Origin of the sequence: Fictibacillus phosphorivorans (genome assembly GCF_007673525.1) — a bacterium.
Taxonomy (GTDB): Bacteria; Bacillota; Bacilli; order Bacillales; family Fictibacillaceae; genus Fictibacillus; species Fictibacillus phosphorivorans_C.
Map to the genome: position 1 here is coordinate 1,805,375 of NZ_VDZU01000001.1, position 20,514 is coordinate 1,825,888.

A 20,514-nucleotide genomic window follows, 5' to 3' on the forward strand; every position below is an offset into this window, starting at 1 on the left:
GGGGGTATACCAATGGCTAACTTTGCTACACTTTTTACAGATGATTATTTTCAAATTGCGACCAATGAGTATCAAAGGTTCAAAGAGTATTCTCCGTATTATGATGAAGCTTATAAAAAGGATATTCTAACTAAAACAAATGAATATTTAACCTCAATTACAATCTCCAAAGACAATGTTGTAGAAGTAATTAAATATCTTGATAATAATAATCCGCAATCGGGCAGTTTTGTTCATTGGAATAACTTGAAAGATTTACTTAATTACGCACAAGAAAAGCCTGAAGATGTATCTCTTTTACTTAATCACTTATATGATTCTTCTATACCATTAAATGAGAGAATAAATGAATTTATTGCAAATGGTAAAAAATTCAATCCAAAAATCAAACTTGGGACACCTTTGTTTGGATATTTGCTAGCTGCATATGATTATTTACTCTATCCAATATATAAGGAAGAAGTTTTTAAGGATTTTTTAACTACCTTTGAAATCGATGAAAAAGTGGGTAGTTTTAGTTTAGGAGAGAAATATCAATTTTATGTTAGGTTATGTAAATTGGTGTTAGAAAAAGTTAGCTACTCAAATTGGAATATGCTTGACGTTCAAGACTTCATTTATTGTTTGTCCCAATACTATGACCTAATTACCAATACTGCTGTAAAATTCATTAATTATTTTGCGAAACGCTTAAAATATTTCAAGGATAATCCAAGTGACTTTCTTCAAGAAATTCAAAACCTTGATTATCAATTTCTAGAAAGTTTAAAAAGACAATATTCTAACACTGAAAAAGTAAACAAAATTCGCTATGAAGTACTAGATAGTATTATTGCAAGAAAAGAAATGGATATAACTAAATTTGAAGAATTAAAGACTATAATTAATTCTCAATATGAAACTAATATAATAAATTCTTGGAGTAACTTTACAATATTGTTCCCCCTCTATTATTCAAAATTTAAAAATAAGATTGTATTAGAATTGAGTAAAATTCATAATGCTATTCAACACATTGAAGAGCTAGATGGCTTTGAATTTACACCTAACAAAATTATTAATGACTTTACTTGGAGACAAAACTTTGGGAGTACTGATATCTGGTTGGCGGTATATCCAAAAGATAAAGTAAATCACAAAGTTGCTGGTCAATTGTTCTTTAGAATCGATGAATCCATAATAGAATACGGGCTTTTCGCTGGTACTGAGATGGGAATAGGTGAAACTGTTAACGATATAACTGTTGTTTCAGATGTTAATGAATTCACTTATGAAGAAATGAAAAATAGATTCGTTGAACTAATTCCAAAATATAAAGCATTGAATGAAAAAGAAGCACTGTCTGAAAGTGTTCAGGAAGATGAAAAACCTTATCTTACTAATGATGAATTAAACTATTTCTGGATAACTGCTAAACCATCAATTTGGACGGTGGATAAGATTAAGGACGGTAGCAATATATTTTATACGGCCTATAATCTAAAAGGGAATAAGAGAAGGATATTTACTGCCTTTGAAAAGGTTAAACCAGGGGATAAAATTGTTTTCTATGAATCAACTCCAAGAAAAGAAATAGTTGCATTAGGAGAAGTTGTTCAAAGAATGCATAAAGGAAAAACAGAGGATTATGCTGAGGGAGAAGTTGAAGGGATTACTTTAAGATATGTAGAAGATATTAATCCAATTTCATGGACAAAATTAATTGAAGTAGAAGAATTAAAGGACAGTAATCCAATTAAAAACGGTGCCCAGGGTAGTCTATTTGAACTAACAAAAGAAGAGTTTGAAATAATATTGTCTTTAGAGGAATTAGATGAAATTTCTGATGCTAAAAAACAAATGAAAAATTATTTTATTCCAACCATTAATTTAAACGATGATTTGAATATTGAAAACTTGTATTTCGATAATAAAACAACGATTTTGAGACAAGTAAAAACTGCTCTGAAAAATGGAAAGCACATTATATTTACGGGACCACCAGGAACAGGTAAATCAAAGCTTGCAAAAGAAATTTGTGATTCTATAAATGTGAAATATACAATGTCTACGGCAACTTCTGATTGGTCAACCTTTGAAACAATTGGTGGCTACCGACCAACTAGTGAAGGAAATTTATTGTTTAAACCCGGATTGTTTTTAGAGTGTATTAAAAATAGTTTATCAATGGAACCACAAATGAAGTGGTTAATAATCGATGAACTAAATCGAGCAGATATAGATAAGGCTTTTGGTGCATTATTTTCAGCATTAACAGGAGACCCCATTACATTAAGTTTTGAATCGATCTCTGGTGAAAACATTGTATTAAGACCACAAGGAAAAATGGAAGAAACAATTAGTTTAAATGATTATGAATATGTAATACCTAATGATTGGCGAATTATCGGCACTATGAATACGTATGATAAGTCGTCTTTGTACGAACTTAGTTATGCTTTTATGAGACGTTTCGCATTTATACCTATTACTATACCTTCAGAAATTACTGAGGAATTGGTCCAAAGTTACTTAAATGTGTGGGGAATTGAAAATAACGAGTTATCTGGTAAATTAACAAAACTTTGGGAAGCGATTAATAAATATAAAAAAATCGGTCCAGCAATTCTTAAAGATATTGCACTTCATATTGTTGAGGATGATGATATTACTTCAGCTGTGATCATGTATGTACTTCCTCAATTTGAAGGATTACAAATTGAGGAAATTAATCAATTTATTGAAGATGTTAACATTTTGAGTGATGTTGAAGATGAACGATTATTGCAATTTGCAGGGGATTTTTTCTAAATGAAAGCTGATAAACAACAACTACTAGAAGAAGTTTCTGAATTTTTAGCAGCATATCTAAAATCAGGTAGATTTGGATTCGCATCTTTTATCAAAAAATTAAATTTAAATATAAACAACATAGAACAATTACTTAGAATACATTTCATCTTAAAACCAGAAATAAAACGATTTGCACAAGAGCTTCCGAATCGAATTAGAAAATTCAAAACATCAACTATTGTTAAAAATGAAATCCTAACAGGCCAAGTTAAAGGTCAAATTAATTGGACCAAAACTATAAATTACAGATTAAATACCAATCCTAAGGATAGAACGACATTTTCTTGTAATGAAAAATATCGGAATTATACGATCAAAGAAAATTTAGTTCTAAAAGAAGTAATTGATATCATTTATTCAATTCTTAATGAAATTTCATGGGATAAAGTTTCTAAATATTCTTGGATGAATGAATGGCTGGTAATTAAACCTCAATTTGAAACTCTATATTTAAAGAATGTATATCTGAAAAGAATCAATAATAAAGGTTTATTTGTAACTGACCGAATGATACTAGAAGTATTAAACCATCGAAATCCGTTATACAGAGAGGCAGCAGAGCTTTTGTTGTCCTACAGGAAGATTATGAATTATAAGCTACATCAGAAGGAAGTCGCTAAACTACTTTCTGATACTTTTATAAGTCCAGATAAAGAGGAAGTACTATTTGAACTTTACTGGGTTATTAAGATGATAAAGAGTAATACAAAAGACGCTGAACTAAACATTATTGACGGAAAAAATCAGGTTGTTGCTAGTTGGATAACCGAAAATTACAAGTATGATATCTATCATGATTCAACAGGATCAAATGATTTGAAATTTCTCGTGAAATGGCATGAAGTACAATACAGTAATAATGAATATTTAAATAGAAAAGTTTTAAGTATGCAAGATTCTAAGAGATTAGCAGAAAGCTATTTTAATTTTTCTTTGCATGATTCTATGTGGAGCGGCAGACCGGATTTTTTAGTGGAGGTAAGGGAAATCCATTCAAACAATATGGTGAAAATAGTTATTGGGGAAGTAAAATATACGAAAAATAGGGATTACGCTGTACAAGGTATGAGAGAATTAATTGACTATATTTGGCTAATCAAAGATAGAGAAATGAAGTATATTAATCATGGAGACTATAGTCAGGTGCAAATTAAAGGTATTTTATGCTTAGATGATATTCCAATACAGAAATGCCACAGTAAAGAGCAATCGATTTCTGTGGTAACAATTAATGATGTTAACGACTATTTGAAAATTACTTAGTAAAAGAGAGGAGTTAATTGTTACCACTCTCTATACATACAGGAGATAGATATGATAAAGCAAAAAAGAAGTTGGTCTAAACTAAATAATGAGATGATTGCACGAAAAAAAGTAGACTGGTCCATTTTCTTGAATGGTTCTCATATTCCTCTAGAATTTCATGAGGATTTTGAAGAAGCTAATCGAGGGAGTCATATTAATAGAGGAGAAAAAAGCAAAGTTAAGCTATTAATTAATGACAGAGAGTTCGATGCTCAGTTAGCTAATTTTGATAAGAAAAGTTCTAGTGTAGATTCATTGCAACTTAGGTATGACAGTAACACTGAATTAAAACAAATTCTTAAATCTACTTTTAATTATAGTTATGAGTACATAAAAGAAAGAAAAGTAGAAAATGAAAAACAGTTAGTTCAAGTACCAAAAGAACAAGCAGAATATATGGAGTTTTATAAAACGGAAAACCCGTTCACCTATAAAGTGAAGTTAATTCCAACTAAAAGGAAACTGATGAATGACTTTTGGTGGGTAAACCAGGGGAAAACCCATATACAAGAAAGAAACGGGGGTTATCTTTGGGCTCCCCAAAGAGCAAAGAATGGAACTCAATTAGCTCATCATATTGACTTATTAAAAGCAAAAATAGGGGATATAGTTTTTGTATATAGCAATATGAATATCCGCTGTATTGGGATAGTGAACAAAGAAGCTAAACAACATGGTAAACCAGAAGAAATAAAAACAGATGAATGGCAAGTAGATGGAAATCTATTAGGTGTTACTTATTTTGATTTAGAAAAACCAATCCCCAAAATAGACATTCCTGAAAGATGGAGAATTGAAGAAAGTGGCCCTTTTGATAAGCATGGTGATATTAAACAAGGTTATTTTTATTCTGTATCAAAGGAATTTGCACAGCAAATGTATCATATGTTCGGAGAGGGTTTTCCTATGGAAATTAGAAATTCTTTTTTTGCGGGAAGTAATGATAATAAACAAAAAGTAAATGAATTAGTTAATCATAGTCATTCCTACATACAAAGCAAAGGGTTCTACTACAAAAAAGAAGAAGTCATCAATCTTTACTTGTCATTAAAAACAAAACCTTTTGTTATACTCTCCGGAATATCTGGTACAGGTAAAACGAAAATGGTTCAGTGGTTTGCTGAGAGTTTAGGGGCTACAGAGAGAAATGGTAAGTTCACCTTAATTCCAGTTCGGCCCGACTGGAGTGATGGTTCTGATCTATTAGGATATGTAGATATTAAGGGTGACTTTAAGAAAGGTCCTTTAACTTCAGTTCTAGAAAGGGCAATGGATGAACCGGATAAGCCTTTCTTTGTTTTATTGGATGAAATGAACTTAGCTCGAGTCGAATATTACTTCAGTGATTTATTAAGTGTAATGGAAAGTAGAAGATGGGAAAATGAAGAGATTGTAACGACACCGGTACTACCTTTTAAGGTGGAGGGCAGAGACATTATTCTACCTTCAAATGTTTATATTGTTGGAACGGTAAATATGGACGAGACGACACATCCTTTTAGTAAAAAGGTGTTGGACCGTGCGAATACAATTGAGTTTAATAGAGTTCAATTAGATCACTTTGCTTTCTTAGAAGATCTTGAAGAACAGGAACCTTTGACTATTGAAAATCAGTCTTTAGCGGGAGAATTCTTGCATTTAAAAGATGCATACAAAGATAACTTAGCTTTAATCAAAAAGGTAACGGATGTGTTAGTCGGTATTAACAAACAACTGGAAGGTATTGGTGCACAGGTGGGTTATCGTGTACGGGATGAGGTTTGCTTTTATGTGATTTATAGCGAAAAAGATAACTTACAGACATTTGAAGAAGCAATGGATCAATCGATTCTACAAAAGATACTCCCTAGAATTTCTGGTAGTGATGAACGTGTATGGGATACGCTTAAAGGACTTTATATCATTTGTACAAATCAAGTCTACGATAAAGATGTCCTACCTGATTTCGATAAAGCGATATATCCTAAGTCTGCACAAAAGATTGTGGATATGATTAGGAGGTATCAGCTAGATGGCTTCACTTCCTTCTGGGTTGGTTCGTGAGGATGTTGAACTCGTATTAATCGAAACGGATGAATTTACTCTTTTTATGAAAGGGAAACCTTATCATCAGCGGTTTGAAGGGTTGTCTCAATATAAGAAGAAACTGCAGAATGAAACGATGGAGTTTAAGGTTGAGGGAAAGTCCCTTCAGTTTGTTAAAGTTTTCGATGTAGACCAACAAGTGTTAGCAGCTGGCTCAACATTTAGACCTATCTTTTTTGAAAATGGAAACTATCAAATTATCGTTACATCCAAAATAGATTCAGAGTTAGAATTCTATCACGAACATCATCTTTTACGAAATGCTGTGAGCAGTGTTCCGGTAGGTCCAAAACAGGTTCTGATGGGAAGTCTACAATTTCAAAATGAAGTCGGTTTGTCTTCTTTTGAAATTCGTACCCAAGGAAAAACCTTATTATCTGTAACTTTTGAAATCTTTCCTTCCAAGCTTGATTATAAAGAAGATTATCGAAAGCTACTAGATGAAGTGAATGAAGAAATTTATAATCTAGCTTTTCATTTTTTACGAAAAACGTATCTTGGTGCGAGGACTAGGGTAGAGGGAGAAGCAAGTGCTGTTGAATTTTATCGATTGATTCAACACCATTTCAGATCCTTTTTACAAGCGATTAAAAGGATTGAACAACAGCCGCATCATCAACTGATTACCACTCATCAGAAAGTGAGAGGTGATCAAATTAAGAAAATGGACTCTTACGGTCGAAATCAGCTTAGAAAAAAAGTTTCATTGTTTCAAGAGGTTCCAAATGGTATTCAGTTTGAGAACAAACAACTTATGCCTATTGAAGGTTGGCAAGTTAAAAAAGAGCACTCATTTGATACGATGGAAAACCGTCTTATTAAGTGGTTGATGATTCGCATTGAAGATAAGTTGAAAGATTTGCTTAAAAAGGTAGAAGCTCCTAGTGGAAGATACAAAACAGAACCAGATCAAGAAGTGTTTAAGACGATCAAAGACATGCAGAAGCTACTGCAACAAAGAATTAAAAATCCATTTTGGAAAACCATTAGTAAGTTGGATCGTTCAGTAATGAGTTTAGTCATTCAGATGGCACCAGGATATAGAGAAGCTTTTCAAATCTATGTTTTACTTTCCCGTGGATTAGAACTACATGGTCAAATCTATAAAATGTCAGTTAAAGATGTAGCTCAGCTTTATGAGTATTGGACATATCTTAAGCTTGGTGCTCTCTTAGATAAGAAGTATGTACTCTTATCTCAAGATGTGGTGAAGGTGAATCGAGAAGGACTGTTTGTGAACCTCGACGGTAGTAATTCTGCTAAACGCGTTTATCAACATCCACATACAGGAGAGAAGATTATTCTTCAATATCAAAAGGAAGAAAGGCATCTACCTACAATCACACAGAAACCAGATACGATGCTGAGCATTCAGAAGAAAGGCAAGGACTACAGTTATAACTATATTTTTGATGCCAAGTATCGTATTGATTTTGCAGTAGAAGATAGTTATTACGGAAAAAGATATAAAAGCCCTGGTCCGATGGAGGATGATATAAACACGATGCATCGTTACCGAGATGCGCTAGTTATTCAGCATGATGGGCCATATGAACGTACAGCCTTTGGGGCATATGTGTTATTCCCTTGGTTTGAAGAAGAATTGTATGAGCAGCATGCATTTTATAAAAGCATTGAGACCGTTAATATTGGTGGATTACCTTTCTTACCAAATGCAACAAGGTTAGTTGAGCAATTTGTAGAACACCTCATTGAAAAAAGTCCTGAAGAAATTCAAGAAGAAGGCATACTACCAAGAGGTACATTAGATCGCTGGCAGTCTTCATTAGATGAAACCGTTCTGGTTGGCTTAGTAAGTGATGAGGAAGTTTTTAACGATTGTATCCTACAAACAACGTTTAAAATAGCTGTGAAGGACTTGAAAAAAGGGTGGCAAGAGGCAAAGCATGTTGCCCTTTACCTATCTAGTAAAGTTTCGAAAAATAATGGAGTAAAGTATTACGGTAAGATTGATGACATCATGTTCAGTTCGCCAGGTAGTAATATACAACTGGTTACATTTACAGTGACTGTTTGGAAAGAATTGAAGCAAGTAATTAAACCGGTTGGTTATGGAATATCTTCATACATGCTAACTACACTAAATTCTTTGAAAGAAGCTAAAGAATTACCTGAACTTTATATGAAAAGTAATGATGAGTTAGCGGTTTGGCGAACAATGCGTAGGTTAACTAACAATCCTAAAGTAAACTTAAACCATAAACATGTTGATAGAGCATCAGAGATTGTTCAGATACAATCGGGTGAAATATTGGTTTCTGTAAGCGAGTTTGAAATACAGGTAAAACGTTTAGTGGACTCACAGTTTGAGTCAATAGATAAGGCTGAATTTGTTTTAAATCCAAACAAGCTTTTCAAGAAAGTTATTGATATTTTAAATAAAAAGTAGCTCAAGGAATATTTCCTTGAGCTTTTAAATCTGTTATGAGTTATCTTTTTCAACATAATGCTTCAACATAGCCAACTTATTACACCAAAACTTCTCATAATAAGCTAGCCATTGCTTCACTTCCGTTAAAGGCTCTGGATGCAGCTGATAAATTTTCTCCCGGCCTTCTTTTCGACCTGAAATGAGTTCAGCCTCCGTTAAAATCTGAAGATGCTTCGTCACAGCGGTTCGACTCATATCAAAGTGATTCACAATCTCTGAAATCGGCCGCTCATCTTCAGAAAGAAGCCTTAATACTTCACGTCTTGTTGGATCGGCAATTGCTTTAAAGACATCGTGTTTTTCTGCTGGTGCTGCCATTTAACCCTCAACGACCTTTTTCAGTCTCTCATTTACAATACCAACCCATCCGCCGTTCATGCGGTCACGCACATCTTGCGCTTTTTGATTGGCTTTCCCAACGATCGCGTCTTCTTCTTTCCAGCCGCTGTGGATCAGTGTGTACTCTGTCTGATCTCCTTTTTCCACTAACAAAAACGTAACGACCCAGCCCTCTGTGTCCCATGCAAAGGAAAGCTTATGTGGTTCATTAATCACGAGCACTTTACACGGTGAGGGACCAAAAGGGGACTGGATGTGAAACTCATGTCCTTCTTCTGCTTTAAAGTCATTCGGCATGAACCACGCTGACATGCCTTCTGATGTTGATACAGAATCCCACACTTTTTGAATCGGTGCGTTAAAGGTTGCGGTTTGTTTAATATCTGGTAGTGTTGACACAAGCATTCATCTCCTAATCTGAATATGTAACCATTTGGTTGTACGTTTAGAATATAACACCTTTTGGTTGTATGTCAATTCATTCTGAGGTGATTGGATAAATATGCTAAAATATAGGAATACAACGTGTTCATGAAAAGAGGCTAACGGCATGACCCAAACGCAAACAAGAAATGAACCAAAACGTATACCTGAAGAAGTAAAGGAAGTATTGAATTCTTACTTTGAAAAAATAGAGAAGAAGCTGCCAAACAAGTTAGAGTCACTTTACCTATTCGGCTCTGTTTCCATTGGAGCTTACCAAGAAGGATTAAGTGACATCGACTTTTACGCGGTTACAAAAGAAAAGCTAACACATTCAGAAGTAGAGAAATTAAAAGAAATTCATCATGAGATGAGAAAAGAGTATCCGAAGCCGAGTTTAGATGGCATGTATCTGACGCGAGAAGATCTAGAGAGTGAAAATAACGGTGATTCCTCTTGTCCGTATTTTAATGAAGGAAAGCTTCAAAGTTATCAATCTTTTAACCGTAATTGGATCGACGCGTATCAACTTCAGACATATGGTATCGTCGTTAAAGGACTGCCGATCGAAACATACAATCTATCTGTAGATTGGACAGAATTGAAATCAAACTTGATAGAGAACATTAACGGATATTGGCTGAACTGGGTGAGAAATTGTGAGCGTTTTCCGTCTCTTCAGTTTATAGGACTATATATGAGTGCAAACATGATCGAGTGGGGAGTGCTCGGGGTGACGCGACTTTATTATTCAATAAGAGAAGAAGACATCACTTCAAAAGCGGGAGCTGGTAAATACGCACTTCAAACGGTTCCTGAAGCGTATCATCAAATCATCCGAGAAGCACTGCGGATCCGAAACGGCAATAAGTTCTCGCATTACGGCTCGATGGGGAAGAGAAGAAATGATGCACTCAGCTATATGAAGTATATAATTAGAGAATGTAATAACTTGTAAGACTCATAGAAAAGGATGGGACGAAAATGGCGAAATTAGTGTTTAAGAGAGACAGTCAGTTTATGAACAAGATGAGAAAGTTTGATATCTACTTGAACGAGAGCAAGACAGAACAGATCAAAGACGGAGAAACGAAACAACTGGATGTAGCTCCTGGCGAGTATATCGTAAAGATGCAGATCGACTGGGTAGAGAGCGCAACGCACAAGATTCAGATTGGTGCAGATGACACCGTTCATTTTCAGTGCGGCAGCCGATTGAAGGGCATGAAGATTCTAAAAGCCTCTTCTGCTATGAACACAGTGGATGAATACATCTATTTAGAAAAGAAGTAAGGTGAATGAGGAGAGGATTCCGATGAACAGACTGCAGCATCTGCTTTATGGATTTCTAGTCGGACTTGGGTTTATGTCACTAAGTCTAGTGGATCTGGAGCGTTTTGGTCCATTTGGCGCCTTAATCTGGTTTATCAATACGGTCTTGTATTATGTAGGTTACGGAGTTGTGGTCGTTCTCGGAGTCTGGATCTTATTCTTAGTCATGGGAGAACTGGGGGAACAGTCACAAAAGGAGCGGGAGTAGTGGATAGCAGAATACAAGCATTCTTAGATCAAGCTCAAACAACGTTCGGACTAGGAAACTACTATTTACATCATCATAGTCTATGGCGGGACGTGAACCACTTCAACGAAACGAGTTACACACTTTGTTTGGAGTGGTTTCCGAATGGAACGGTGTCCGATGAAGATGGTTCAAATCCTGATGGTACAGCGGTCATTGAATACAACGTGAACACCGGAAACTTGAAGAATGCGATCTTTGTTATGGGTGAGACTTATGCACAAGATGGAATCACATTTAATGGTGGAACTGAGGAAGTCATTAAGTGGATCGAACAAGAAACCGGATTAACATATAACGAGCAGTTCCAACTACATAACGAAACAGATAATGAAATAGAATTTAGAGCTTTTATAGCCGGTATTCCTGTCTCACCGGCTGGTTACATTGAAGTGAAATGGAATGATAATCGAGAACTGACCTTCTTTTCAGTTCATGGAGAGTTTCCGACAGGTGATCAGGTAATACGTGAAACCAATAGCCTTTCTTTAGAGGAAGAAGAACACATCGCTAAGGAACAAGTAAAAAGAATTGAATATCCGTCGTTTGACCAAAGGAAGCTATTTGCCGTGTATGCGGTGGAAGAGATCTACATAAGAAACAAAGATAAGATGACCAAGTCGTTTGAAATCCTTCAAGATGGCGGGACTTCAAAAAAAGTGAATCGCATTTTGGAGTGGAACAAGCCAATTACTGTAGCTTTTGAACGTAAAGAAATCGATTTGCAAGAAGAGATTACCGTAGATGAAGCCTTTTCCTGCACGCCTTCTCCAACCACCCGACCTATTACGGAGGAAGATGAGAAGAAGTGTGTGGAAGCAGTAGAACGATTGTTGCGGCAGGAATATTCAGAAGACTCTGGGATATGGCGTGTGAACACTCTTCATCGAGACAAAAAGTTTCTAGTTGCGACACTCGGAATGGATCAACATGAAACCCGGGTTTTTAAAAGAAAACTGTCAGTATTCCTTGATCCACATTTGATGGACGTTGTGAACTACATCGACAACCAGTTCATGTTAGAGATGTATGATTCCTTTAAAGCACCTGGTGTAGTAACGATCACACAAGACGAAGCGTATGAGAAATTGAAAGGTTTGATTGAGCTTAAGCCTTTTTATGTGTATGACGATGAAGAGAAGCAGTATATTCTATGCGGTAAATTAGACAGTCATCATGGAGTGAACGCTGAGACGGGTGAAGTGGTTTTGTTAGATGAATTAGGATAAGTTCTATTTTCTCACCAGGTTAAGGTTTATATCATACAGAAAATGGAGGTCTTACATATGTATATAACCATTGCAGACTTTATTCGAGAATGGAATCGCGAAGCAACGCTAACGCAAAAGGTGTTAGATGGTTTAACCGATGTATCGTTGCAACAGAAAGTTTACCCAGAAGGACGTACGTTAGGAAGAATCGCTTGGCATCTAACCACTAATATTCCAGAGTACTTAGCTCATTTTGGATTGAAAGTTGATGAAGTAAAACATACAGAAGAAGTTCCACCATCAGCAAAAGAGATAGCTGACACCTTTAAAGATTTAAGTTCTGCTGCAACGATAGCCATTGAAGAGCAATGGACAGACGAAAGCTTGAAAGAAATGCAAACGGCCTTCGGTAGAGAAGAATCAAACGCTCAGATTCTGATGGGACTCATCAAGCACATTGTTCACCATCGTGGACAATTAACAATCCTAATGCGTCAAGCGGGAATTAAACCTTTTGGGGTTTATGGACCACCGAAAGAAGACTGGATTCATTTGGGTGTAGAAAATCCACCTTTTTAAATTGAAAAAACAAGTAATGGATTGCTAGGAGATGCTATGAACGAGACACAAGTGAAAGTGTACTTCTCCCTTTTTGGCGATGATTTTCCGATAAATGAAGTGACGAGAAGACTAGAAATCACCCCAACAGAAAGCTATAAAAAAGGAGATTCAATTTCAGCCAACTCTTCGCTTCGCAGGAAAGAAACAAGCTGAGATTACGGAACAAACTACCAATACTCGCTCGATGTGAATGAACAGCTTCAGCAAGTGATGGATCAGTTGAGGGATAAATGCTCGATTATTAATGGATTACAAGCGGAGTTTGGCTTAACGAGTATAATCTATATTGTAATCCGAATGGTAAATGGGCAAGCTCCAGCTTTGTATTTAGAGAAAGACATCCTCACATTCGCGGCAAACATCGGAGCAGAGATCGAGGTGGACTTTGTATGAACTGGAACTGGAATGAGACTATAATTAATCTCGAGTATTCGTATGAGAATTTGAAACAGCTGTTAAATGATTTTTGTGAGAATAAGAGTGAGTATTCTCAATACGAACTTACGAAAGGGTGCGATAATTTAACGATGGCGTGGGAAGAAGAAGATCTTGATGAAAAAGGAGATCTTACCTTTTTCATAGCCAGAGATATTGAGTGTCAGTGGGATTTATACCTAGTAAATACGTATACATTTAAACAATTAAAAGTATTAGATTTGAACACAGTATCCATGCCTGAAGATTGGATGCAGGATTGGTTTCAGAAGATGAAAGCTGGAGTATGGATTGAATGAGGTGTATAAATGATTAACTACTCAGGAACTCCCTTAATAGAAACACACCGATTACTTCTTCGTCCTTTGAAACAATACGACACTCAAAGCGTATTTGACCATTGGCTTTCAGACGAACGGGTGGCAGACAATCGGGTGAACGCTGCTCACACGAATGTCGCTCAAACAGAAGAGCGTGTGACAAAGATTGTGAGTCAGTATGAAAATAGGGACTTTTGTTATTGGGGAATCGAGTTGAAAGAATCAGGTGAACTGATTGGAGAAATCGATCTGTACGATTTTGATAGCTCGACAGATAACTGTGAGGTAAGCTATTCGCTTGGGTTCAAGTGGTGGAATCAAGGCTATGGAACCGAGGCGCTACAAGCTATAGTAGAGTTTGGTTTTCGTCAGATGAACATCCATAAGATCTCAGCGGCCCATAATACCGACAATCCTGCTTCAGGTAGGATAATGACCAAAGTTGGAATGGAACAAGAAGGCGTAATCCGTCACATGATTCGTAATGCGAAGAATCAGTATAAGGACTGTGCGGTGTATGGAATACTTCGAGAAGATTACTTAAGCTGATTATTCGTGAATAATCAGCTTTTTTGTTGCTCACTCTGAACCATCTGTTGCTTCTCCAACTTCTTAACTCTGTGCAACACTTGAAATAGAATTGTTGTAATAAAACTGAGTTGAACAAATAGGAAAATTCCTATGAAGAATGCGGTATCCATTGATCCTCCTCCTAAACTTAACAAAAACATGAGAGCATAAAATACGATAATCCCTCCGAAAATATTTGCCATAAACACAAACACCCAGTTGTCCATTTCTTTTCCTCCTCTAACCAAAATTCCATATTTTAACTTTAAGCTTTTACATGTTGATTTTAAAGAACAATTTTTTCTAAATGATGTACTTTTTTCCTAAATATCTTGATATAATTTAATTCTTGGAGAAATGCAAAGCCTTCGTTTAAAATCTTTAAACGGTGTTGCTGATCGGCTTTCTCATTCTTTGGCAACTGGTATACCGCTGTGGAACCAGTTTGGGTTCGAAGCCCTAAATGAAGCCACTCAATGGCTTTTAGGATTGAACAATTTTGCAGGTAAGACCTCCATTGTTTTCTCCTTGTCTGTTGGGTGGTTTTACACGTATTTAAAGTAAGGGGAATTAGGATGGAATCATTTTTAGAATATCTTGTAGTCATTGGGTTTGTGTTTATTGTTGTTTTTGCCATTCTATCTATCATTAAGAAATTTTTTGCTTCGGTTACGGTGTACGAATATGAGCGTGGTGTGAAGTTTAAATATGGGGCTTTTCAGGAGATTGTAGGCCCAGGCAAGCATAAGTATTCTCCAGCCTCTACAGAAATCACGGTTTTTGACATGAGACCGACGATTATGCAGCTGAACGGGCAAGAGTTATTAACGGCTGATCAACTTAGTGTAAAGATTAGTGTTGCCGTAAAATATCAAATTACAGATCCACAAATTCTAATCTCTGAATATGAAGATTATGAAGAGCATGTGTACATGAACGTGCAGCTCAAACTGCGTGATGTAGTATCTTCGTTAGAATTAGATGACCTGTTGAGCAAGCGGAATGAAGTAAATGATTCGCTGCAACAACTTCTTGTTGATAATACGTTTGCTGGATTATTCATCCTCTCAGTAGACATAAAAGATACTATGTTATCTGCTGAACTGAAAAAAGCATTCCTTGAAATAATTAGAGCGAAAAAAGAAGCGCAGTCTTCACTGGAAAGAGCAAGAGGAGAAGCAGCAACGTTAAGAAGTTTAGCAAATACGGCTAAAATGCTGGAGAACAACCCAGAGCTAGCAAAACTTCGCTTGATGAAGACGATCGAGAACGCGAAAGGCAATACGTTTGTAATCGATATGGCAGATGGCAATCACAGTACAAAAGAGAAATCCAACGCGTAACAAAGAAAGTGCATTTCTTCTAGAAGGAGAAGTGCACTTTTTTATGGAAAGAGTTAGAAGGAATACGTGAGGAGTGGTTTGTGTGAATCATCCGTTAGAAGCGGGATTGAAAAAAATCTTACAAGAAGGATTTGAAGGGCCACCAAAGCCAGTGACTGTAAGCTATTTTACGAATACAAAACCAGACTCAGGTATATTTGGAGCTTTGTCGCATCTAACTGGTGCTGATGTATCAAAACAAATCTATGGAACAACACTCGCAGCTCATACCGATCACGTTCGATACCATATGTGGGGAACCAATGAATGGTTGTATGAAGGAACATTTCCTACAATGGATTGGAATAAAAGCTGGGAAATTCAAACAGTTAGCGATGATGAGTGGCTTTCCATACAAGAAGGATTGATAAATGAATATCAACGTCTTTTAGAAAAGATTGATCATATCCAGTGGACTGAAGACTTGGCAAATGAATTAGTAGGTTCGTTGGCGCACTCTGCCTATCACCTTGGTGCAATTCAACAAATGTTAAAATTTATGGAAGGCTAGGTGAACTAAAATGTATATTGCGGGAATTGCAATCATTGTTACCGTGTTTTTTACTTTGCTGGGCATTGATATACAACTTAGAAAGAACAATAAACAAAATGAAGAAATCATAGAGTTGTTGAAAGAGATCAATGAAAAATATTGAATGGTTTAGGTGCGTGTTATGGAGATTAAAGTTCAAGCTGAAATCTATCGTTTAGGTCTCTTTATCGGCTTCTTTCAAGTGAAAAATGTCATCAAGTGGGCAGATCAATTAATTGAGAAGTTGGATCAGCCTCCTTACGAAATCCTTGAAATCTCGTTATCTTCTAAATCAACAATAGCTTCGGTATGTTCAAAGTTAACCGATGTCAAAGGAGAGTGTGATGAGGCGATTCCCATTCAAGGAATTCTGAGTCTACTTCATGACGAACTAATTCACACGAGTGATGTAATGGAAATATGTACATATATGTATCGTCTTGTTGGTCACATCCCAGAGAGCTGTGAGGATATTGAAAGGTCGATTATTAATCTAACAGATAAGTGGGATATGGCAGTTGATGGCTACTATGGGAATGTAGAAGATGCTCGTAACGAGATCTATGAATTTTTAAGTGAGTTTGAGTTGTTTAGAGTTTAAAATAAATAAAAAAGCGAAAAAAGCATATAGCTTTCTTCGCTTCATTACTTATTTCATCTCTGCTAATAATTCTTCCAGCTGGTTCCAAGTCATTGTTACACCTTCGAGCATACCCATGTCTAGAACGGTCTTCACATCATCAGCAGAAGCATATTCTGCACGGTTGATCAGTTTTGTTTGGTTGCCTTCTGAAACAAATGTTAATGTAACTTTTGTTTGAGGCAATTCTTCAGAAATATTACCTTCAGCGTCAGAAAACGCGTCTACGCTCTTGATTTTTTCTGGTGCGACGATCTCATGAAATACCGCTCTGCCCCAAGATTCGTGTCCGAAGTATTCTTGACTCTCATCTGTGCATTTCATGCAATAATGCCAAACGCCTTCAGGACGGAATTCGAACTGTTTGATCGACATTGTCCAGCCACCAGGAGCCCACCAGCGCTTCAAATGTTCTTCTTCAGAAAAAGCTTTAAACACAAGTTCGCGAGGTGCATTAAAGGTGCGTTCTAACACCAATACATTTCCTTCTACTTTAGAAGTTAATTGATTCGTTTTGTTTTCAACAGTCATTTTTAATTCCTCCTTCATTTATGTAGTGCTAAATATCGTTTATTTCATGTCTTTTAAATATTCATCTAAGCGGTCGAACCGATCTTCCCAAATGTTTCGAAAGGTATCAAGCCATTCTTCTAGTTCTAAGAAAGGTTGTGACTGCAGCTTATAGATTCGACGATTCGCAATAGGTTGAACCTCAACAAGCCCAGAATCACTAAGTACACGTAGATGCTTCGATACCTGTGGTTGGCGCAGCTTAAGGCTGTCCGCAATTTCCCCTACAGTAAGAGGACCAACTCTCAAAAGCTCAACAATGTGAAAGCGATTGGGCTCGGCAAGTGCATGCAATGTTGTTAGTTGCTCGCCCATAAACTGTACCTCCTTTCATAATCAATATAACTCATAAGGAATATTCTTGTAAGGGAATATTTAAAATAACCTTTCGATATGATTTGCAAATTGAGGTGTTTTATTAACATGGATCACAGTTTCAGAAGGTAGGTTGGCGTTCATGCTTTGTAAGGTTAAAAGAGGAAGCATTCATTATGAAGTAATCGGTGAAGGGATGCCCTTAATCATTTTACACTCAATGGGAACCGACCATCGTGCTATGATGGGCTGGCTGGAACCCATATTCAAAAACAAGCGTGGTTATCAAAGAGTGTATGTCGATCTACCTGCTCACGGGCACAGTGAGATTGATTCAACAGTTAAATCAACCGATGACATACTTTCAAACGTACTAGAGTTTATAGATATAGTGTTTTCGAATAATGAATTTGCATTGCTTGGTGCTTCATATGGGGGATATCTGGCGCAAGGGATCGTTCACATAAAAAGGAAACATGTAAAAAAAATTGTATTATTAGCTCCAGCTATTCATCATCTAAAAGAGCGAATCGTGCCTGAAAAAGTATTGCTCGAAAAGAACCATTCAATACTAAACGCACTAGATGTGGATACGAGGGTTGCTTTTGAAACCTTAATGATTTATCAAAATGAAGAGAACCTAAAATGCTTTTTAGAAGAAGTTCAACCAGGAAGACTATTAGCAAATCGTAAATTTCTAACCTCGGACTGGAGAGAGAAAGGGTATTTTCTTTCGCAGGAACCGTTTTCTGATGTATCCTGCTTACCGCAAGAAGTACTCCTTATACTCGGAAAACAAGATCATATTTGTGGCTATCAAGATTATCAGTTTATGTTGGACAAGTTCCCTCATTCAAACCGAGTGATATTGGATCTTGCAGGTCACATGCTACATATTGAGCAGCGAAGAACTGTTCAACAACTAGTTGGAGATTGGTTGTACTCAACAAAAGAAACTATAGGAGAGAACCATGGATATTCAAGAGATTATCAGCAAATTAAACAAAGAAAATAAACTGAGTTCGGACATTACTGTATATAAGCCTTTGTCTGGTGGTACCGTCAGCGAATTGTATCTCCTACAAACTTCAAATGGAGAAAAATATGCCTTGAAAATAAATAATCCTAAAATCGTTCAATCAGAGGTTCTATATCTTAAAAGCTATAATCACGTGGAGATCTTACCAGATATTGAATATGTTGAAAATACCAATAAATACTTTGTCTATTCGTTTATTGAGGGAGCTATCACTTATATCAGAGGAAACAAAAGAGAAATACTTGAAAGCTTGGTTCATGAGCTTATAAATCACTATAAGATGGCAACTGATTTTAATGGTTGGGGATGGGCAGATGAACCAACACATTCTTGGAATTCTTTTCTTATCAATAGAACAGAAGAAGCGAGGCTGATCATAGATACATATTTAGAAGAAAATGATCATAAACTTGTGTTTGACCTTATGGAGAAGCATAAGAAAAGTAAGATAAGCCCTTATTTACTGCATGGAGATTTAGGCATCCATAATTTTATTTTTGCTAACGTCGAGCTAACGGGAATAATAGATCCTTGTCCTGTAATCGGAGACCCTCTGTATGATTTAATTTACGCATTTTGTTCTTCACCAGATGACTTAACGATAGAAACGTTTGATGCCGCTGCAGATTGTTTAAGTGTAGGTGTGGAGCATGAAATCTTGGCAATATATGAAAACGTGCTAATTGGCTTATATCATAGGTTGGCAGCATGTAAGAAACATCATCCGAACGATTTTGATGAATACGTAAAAGCTTGGTTTTACTGGAAAGAGATACTGGAGAAGTTTAATTAGGAAGTGAATTATTTTCATTTAACAAATAATGGGCTGTATTCGCGAAACAATAAGTTTACTTTTACGACTAATGATATATAGAGTTTATTAGAGGGGGAGTAAAATGGCTAAAAAAGGTCTCATAGGTCTTGTTCTTACTCTTATACTGATTTCAGGCTTCTTTACGTACTACATCCTGAACGCTAAACCACCATCAGCAAGTGCTAAAACAGAAACAAACATCACGATTCCCGTTAAGCAAGGCAGTTATTGTTGGGATGGATTTTTAAATGGCGAGTGCAGAGATATGGTTGAACCGTTTATGATGAACGATATTGAGCCGGTTACCGTTGCGCCAGGAGAGAAAATTGAGATCTCCTATAATCGCAAGCCTGTTAAAATATCTAAAGAAGTAATGGTTTGGTTTAAAAGTCAGTCAGATCCCAAAAGTGTGAATTTGGAGGATGGAACCATTGTAGCCCCTCAAGAAAGTGGAACCTATGCGGTGAGTACGCACGGAAATTGGAAACGCGGATCAGCAAGCCATGTGTTCTTTATTAAAGTCAAATAGACGTTAAACGAAAAAGTAACCCATCAACGGTCTGTTCAGATGGGTTACTTGTATAGCTTATTTTCGTTATTATTTCTTCTTTTTTCCATTTCTTTTTTTACTAAAGGAACGACTTTGTCTTTAATTCCTTTTTGTACTTTTGGATTGCTTAGAACTTTCTTGATTTGTTCCTTCATAAATCGTGCCCCCTAAAATCGTGATAATCTTATCTTTCCCCTTTTCATATAACGGTTAAACGCGTATGTAAATAAGTAAAGCCGCCCCTAAAGGCAGCTCTTTTATTAACCGATTCTCTTTTTGTTTTTCTTGCTCTTACGTGCTTTCTTGCAAGCCAATAAGCCATCTAAAATGCTAATAAAACTACTCAAAGAAGACACCCCCATCTATCTCATGTTGAGAAAAGAATAAGAATCTCAATAATCCCTATTCTCTATATCTTATGCCAAGCTTGTCTTATTGGATTGGACATTTGGTGAATCTAGTAAAAATGAATGGAGAAGGAATAGTTTGTTGCTTATCGA

General features: G+C 36.2%; 25 protein-coding genes and 1 pseudogene. 20 read left to right on the forward strand and 6 right to left on the reverse strand.

What is annotated here, in order from left to right; all coding sequences use genetic code 11:
- Positions 1–12 precede the first annotated feature (12 nt).
- From FS458_RS08940 to FS458_RS08955, 4 genes are read left to right on the forward strand one after another with little or no spacing between them, the layout of a single operon-like run.
- Positions 13–2,790, forward strand: a complete 2,778-nt coding sequence (locus FS458_RS08940; protein ID WP_144699624.1) for an AAA family ATPase — start codon at positions 13–15, stop codon at positions 2,788–2,790.
- On the forward strand, positions 2,791–4,095 hold the full coding sequence (locus tag FS458_RS08945) for a hypothetical protein (RefSeq protein WP_144699626.1): 1,305 nt from the start codon (positions 2,791–2,793) through the stop codon (positions 4,093–4,095).
- Positions 4,096–4,146: 51 nt separating this feature from the next.
- Complete coding sequence (locus FS458_RS08950; RefSeq protein ID WP_144699628.1) at positions 4,147–6,180, forward strand: McrB family protein; 2,034 nt, start codon at positions 4,147–4,149, stop codon at positions 6,178–6,180.
- The gene (locus FS458_RS08955) at positions 6,149–8,632 is read left to right on the forward strand and encodes a restriction endonuclease-like protein (RefSeq protein ID WP_144699630.1); all 2,484 of its coding nucleotides are present in this window, start codon (positions 6,149–6,151) and stop codon (positions 8,630–8,632) included. Before FS458_RS08950 ends, FS458_RS08955 begins: the two co-directional genes overlap by 32 nt.
- A 33-nt stretch (positions 8,633–8,665) precedes the next feature.
- On the opposite strand, the gene FS458_RS08960 is transcribed toward FS458_RS08955, so the two are convergent.
- Together FS458_RS08960 and FS458_RS08965 are read right to left on the reverse strand one after the other, a co-directional pair.
- A complete protein-coding gene (locus tag FS458_RS08960) occupies positions 8,666–8,992 on the reverse strand; it encodes an ArsR/SmtB family transcription factor (protein ID WP_144699632.1) in 327 nt (108 codons plus the stop codon).
- Positions 8,993–9,412, reverse strand: coding sequence for an SRPBCC family protein (locus tag FS458_RS08965; protein ID WP_260858526.1), 420 nt, complete (start codon positions 9,410–9,412; stop codon positions 8,993–8,995).
- Between the two features lie 151 nt (positions 9,413–9,563).
- Between FS458_RS08965 and FS458_RS08970 the strand changes: the two genes are divergently transcribed.
- The 8 genes and pseudogenes from FS458_RS08970 to FS458_RS09005 all read left to right on the forward strand — a co-directional run bounded on the left by FS458_RS08970 (position 9,564) and on the right by FS458_RS09005 (position 14,151).
- On the forward strand, positions 9,564–10,394 hold the full coding sequence (locus FS458_RS08970) for a nucleotidyltransferase domain-containing protein (protein WP_144699636.1): 831 nt from the start codon (positions 9,564–9,566) through the stop codon (positions 10,392–10,394).
- 26 nt (positions 10,395–10,420) lie between these two features.
- The gene (locus FS458_RS08975; protein ID WP_144699638.1) at positions 10,421–10,729 is read left to right on the forward strand and encodes a hypothetical protein; all 309 of its coding nucleotides are present in this window, start codon (positions 10,421–10,423) and stop codon (positions 10,727–10,729) included.
- A gap of 22 nt (positions 10,730–10,751) precedes the next feature.
- The gene (locus FS458_RS08980; RefSeq protein ID WP_144699639.1) at positions 10,752–10,976 is read left to right on the forward strand and encodes a hypothetical protein; all 225 of its coding nucleotides are present in this window, start codon (positions 10,752–10,754) and stop codon (positions 10,974–10,976) included.
- Positions 10,976–12,244, forward strand: coding sequence for a hypothetical protein (locus tag FS458_RS08985; RefSeq protein ID WP_144699641.1), 1,269 nt, complete (start codon positions 10,976–10,978; stop codon positions 12,242–12,244). Before FS458_RS08980 ends, FS458_RS08985 begins: the two co-directional genes overlap by 1 nt.
- A 57-nt stretch (positions 12,245–12,301) precedes the next feature.
- Positions 12,302–12,805: a DinB family protein gene (locus tag FS458_RS08990; protein WP_144699643.1), complete on the forward strand. Its 504-nt coding sequence runs from the start codon at positions 12,302–12,304 to the stop codon at positions 12,803–12,805.
- 36 nt (positions 12,806–12,841) lie between these two features.
- A pseudogene (locus FS458_RS08995) lies at positions 12,842–13,240 on the forward strand (DUF4279 domain-containing protein).
- Positions 13,237–13,581: a hypothetical protein gene (locus FS458_RS09000; protein WP_144699645.1), complete on the forward strand. Its 345-nt coding sequence runs from the start codon at positions 13,237–13,239 to the stop codon at positions 13,579–13,581. The pseudogene FS458_RS08995 and the gene FS458_RS09000 overlap by 4 nt, the downstream one beginning before the upstream one ends.
- Before the next feature lie 9 nt (positions 13,582–13,590).
- Positions 13,591–14,151, forward strand: a complete 561-nt coding sequence (locus FS458_RS09005; protein WP_144699647.1) for a GNAT family N-acetyltransferase — start codon at positions 13,591–13,593, stop codon at positions 14,149–14,151.
- 14 nt (positions 14,152–14,165) lie between these two features.
- Here the strand turns inward: FS458_RS09005 and FS458_RS09010 are convergent, their stop codons facing one another.
- Positions 14,166–14,399: a hypothetical protein gene (locus FS458_RS09010; RefSeq protein ID WP_144699649.1), complete on the reverse strand. Its 234-nt coding sequence runs from the start codon at positions 14,397–14,399 to the stop codon at positions 14,166–14,168.
- A gap of 130 nt (positions 14,400–14,529) precedes the next feature.
- Between FS458_RS09010 and FS458_RS09015 the strand changes: the two genes are divergently transcribed.
- From FS458_RS09015 to FS458_RS09030, 5 genes are all read left to right on the forward strand, one after another.
- On the forward strand, positions 14,530–14,736 hold the full coding sequence (locus FS458_RS09015) for a hypothetical protein (protein WP_144699651.1): 207 nt from the start codon (positions 14,530–14,532) through the stop codon (positions 14,734–14,736).
- 11 nt (positions 14,737–14,747) lie between these two features.
- Positions 14,748–15,515, forward strand: a complete 768-nt coding sequence (locus FS458_RS09020; RefSeq protein ID WP_144699653.1) for a slipin family protein — start codon at positions 14,748–14,750, stop codon at positions 15,513–15,515.
- A gap of 82 nt (positions 15,516–15,597) precedes the next feature.
- Positions 15,598–16,065 (forward strand): hypothetical protein, encoded by a 468-nt coding sequence (locus FS458_RS09025; protein WP_144699655.1) that lies wholly within the window; start codon positions 15,598–15,600, stop codon positions 16,063–16,065.
- A 10-nt stretch (positions 16,066–16,075) separates the two neighbouring features.
- A complete protein-coding gene (locus tag FS458_RS21010; RefSeq protein WP_255548949.1) occupies positions 16,076–16,210 on the forward strand; it encodes a hypothetical protein in 135 nt (44 codons plus the stop codon).
- A gap of 18 nt (positions 16,211–16,228) precedes the next feature.
- Positions 16,229–16,687: a hypothetical protein gene (locus FS458_RS09030; RefSeq protein ID WP_144699657.1), complete on the forward strand. Its 459-nt coding sequence runs from the start codon at positions 16,229–16,231 to the stop codon at positions 16,685–16,687.
- A gap of 48 nt (positions 16,688–16,735) precedes the next feature.
- Here FS458_RS09030 and FS458_RS09035 read toward each other — a convergent pair whose 3' ends face one another.
- Together FS458_RS09035 and FS458_RS09040 are read right to left on the reverse strand one after the other, a co-directional pair.
- Entirely contained in the window at positions 16,736–17,257 is a 522-nt protein-coding gene (locus FS458_RS09035; protein WP_144699659.1) for an SRPBCC domain-containing protein, read from the reverse strand.
- Between the two features lie 39 nt (positions 17,258–17,296).
- Positions 17,297–17,611: an ArsR/SmtB family transcription factor gene (locus FS458_RS09040; RefSeq protein WP_144699661.1), complete on the reverse strand. Its 315-nt coding sequence runs from the start codon at positions 17,609–17,611 to the stop codon at positions 17,297–17,299.
- A 142-nt stretch (positions 17,612–17,753) separates the two neighbouring features.
- On the opposite strand from FS458_RS09040, the gene FS458_RS09045 reads away from it, so the two are divergent.
- The 3 genes from FS458_RS09045 (at position 17,754) to FS458_RS09055 (ending at position 19,993) form a co-directional block, all read left to right on the forward strand.
- Positions 17,754–18,626, forward strand: a complete 873-nt coding sequence (locus FS458_RS09045) for an alpha/beta fold hydrolase (protein ID WP_144699663.1) — start codon at positions 17,754–17,756, stop codon at positions 18,624–18,626.
- Positions 18,583–19,443: an aminoglycoside phosphotransferase family protein gene (locus FS458_RS09050; protein WP_144699665.1), complete on the forward strand. Its 861-nt coding sequence runs from the start codon at positions 18,583–18,585 to the stop codon at positions 19,441–19,443. Before FS458_RS09045 ends, FS458_RS09050 begins: the two co-directional genes overlap by 44 nt.
- A 103-nt stretch (positions 19,444–19,546) precedes the next feature.
- Entirely contained in the window at positions 19,547–19,993 is a 447-nt protein-coding gene (locus FS458_RS09055) for a hypothetical protein (RefSeq protein ID WP_144699667.1), read from the forward strand.
- Between the two features lie 44 nt (positions 19,994–20,037).
- Here the strand turns inward: FS458_RS09055 and FS458_RS21015 are convergent, their stop codons facing one another.
- On the reverse strand, positions 20,038–20,169 hold the full coding sequence (locus FS458_RS21015) for a hypothetical protein (protein WP_260858528.1): 132 nt from the start codon (positions 20,167–20,169) through the stop codon (positions 20,038–20,040).
- Between the last annotated feature and the right edge of the window lie 345 nt (positions 20,170–20,514).

Excerpts from the sequence above, each read along its gene's own strand:
- FS458_RS08940 (WP_144699624.1), top strand. The coding sequence starts at position 13 with ATGGCTAACTTTGCTACACTTTTTACAGATGATTATTTTCAAATTGCG.
- FS458_RS08945 (WP_144699626.1), top strand. The coding sequence starts at position 2,791 with ATGAAAGCTGATAAACAACAACTACTAGAAGAAGTTTCTGAATTTTTA.
- FS458_RS08950 (WP_144699628.1), top strand. The coding sequence starts at position 4,147 with ATGATAAAGCAAAAAAGAAGTTGGTCTAAACTAAATAATGAGATGATT.
- FS458_RS08955 (WP_144699630.1), top strand. The coding sequence starts at position 6,149 with ATGGCTTCACTTCCTTCTGGGTTGGTTCGTGAGGATGTTGAACTCGTA.
- FS458_RS08960 (WP_144699632.1), bottom strand. The coding sequence starts at position 8,992 with ATGGCAGCACCAGCAGAAAAACACGATGTCTTTAAAGCAATTGCCGAT.
- FS458_RS08970 (WP_144699636.1), top strand. The coding sequence starts at position 9,564 with ATGACCCAAACGCAAACAAGAAATGAACCAAAACGTATACCTGAAGAA.
- FS458_RS08975 (WP_144699638.1), top strand. The coding sequence starts at position 10,421 with ATGGCGAAATTAGTGTTTAAGAGAGACAGTCAGTTTATGAACAAGATG.
- FS458_RS08980 (WP_144699639.1), top strand. The coding sequence starts at position 10,752 with ATGAACAGACTGCAGCATCTGCTTTATGGATTTCTAGTCGGACTTGGG.
- FS458_RS08990 (WP_144699643.1), top strand. The coding sequence starts at position 12,302 with ATGTATATAACCATTGCAGACTTTATTCGAGAATGGAATCGCGAAGCA.
- FS458_RS09000 (WP_144699645.1), top strand. The coding sequence starts at position 13,237 with ATGAACTGGAACTGGAATGAGACTATAATTAATCTCGAGTATTCGTAT.
- FS458_RS09005 (WP_144699647.1), top strand. The coding sequence starts at position 13,591 with ATGATTAACTACTCAGGAACTCCCTTAATAGAAACACACCGATTACTT.
- FS458_RS09010 (WP_144699649.1), bottom strand. The coding sequence starts at position 14,399 with ATGGACAACTGGGTGTTTGTGTTTATGGCAAATATTTTCGGAGGGATT.
- FS458_RS09015 (WP_144699651.1), top strand. The coding sequence starts at position 14,530 with ATGCAAAGCCTTCGTTTAAAATCTTTAAACGGTGTTGCTGATCGGCTT.
- FS458_RS09020 (WP_144699653.1), top strand. The coding sequence starts at position 14,748 with ATGGAATCATTTTTAGAATATCTTGTAGTCATTGGGTTTGTGTTTATT.
- FS458_RS21010 (WP_255548949.1), top strand. The coding sequence starts at position 16,076 with ATGTATATTGCGGGAATTGCAATCATTGTTACCGTGTTTTTTACTTTG.
- FS458_RS09030 (WP_144699657.1), top strand. The coding sequence starts at position 16,229 with ATGGAGATTAAAGTTCAAGCTGAAATCTATCGTTTAGGTCTCTTTATC.
- FS458_RS09035 (WP_144699659.1), bottom strand. The coding sequence starts at position 17,257 with ATGACTGTTGAAAACAAAACGAATCAATTAACTTCTAAAGTAGAAGGA.
- FS458_RS09040 (WP_144699661.1), bottom strand. The coding sequence starts at position 17,611 with ATGGGCGAGCAACTAACAACATTGCATGCACTTGCCGAGCCCAATCGC.
- FS458_RS09045 (WP_144699663.1), top strand. The coding sequence starts at position 17,754 with ATGCTTTGTAAGGTTAAAAGAGGAAGCATTCATTATGAAGTAATCGGT.
- FS458_RS09050 (WP_144699665.1), top strand. The coding sequence starts at position 18,583 with ATGGATATTCAAGAGATTATCAGCAAATTAAACAAAGAAAATAAACTG.
- FS458_RS09055 (WP_144699667.1), top strand. The coding sequence starts at position 19,547 with ATGGCTAAAAAAGGTCTCATAGGTCTTGTTCTTACTCTTATACTGATT.
- FS458_RS21015 (WP_260858528.1), bottom strand. The coding sequence starts at position 20,169 with ATGAAGGAACAAATCAAGAAAGTTCTAAGCAATCCAAAAGTACAAAAA.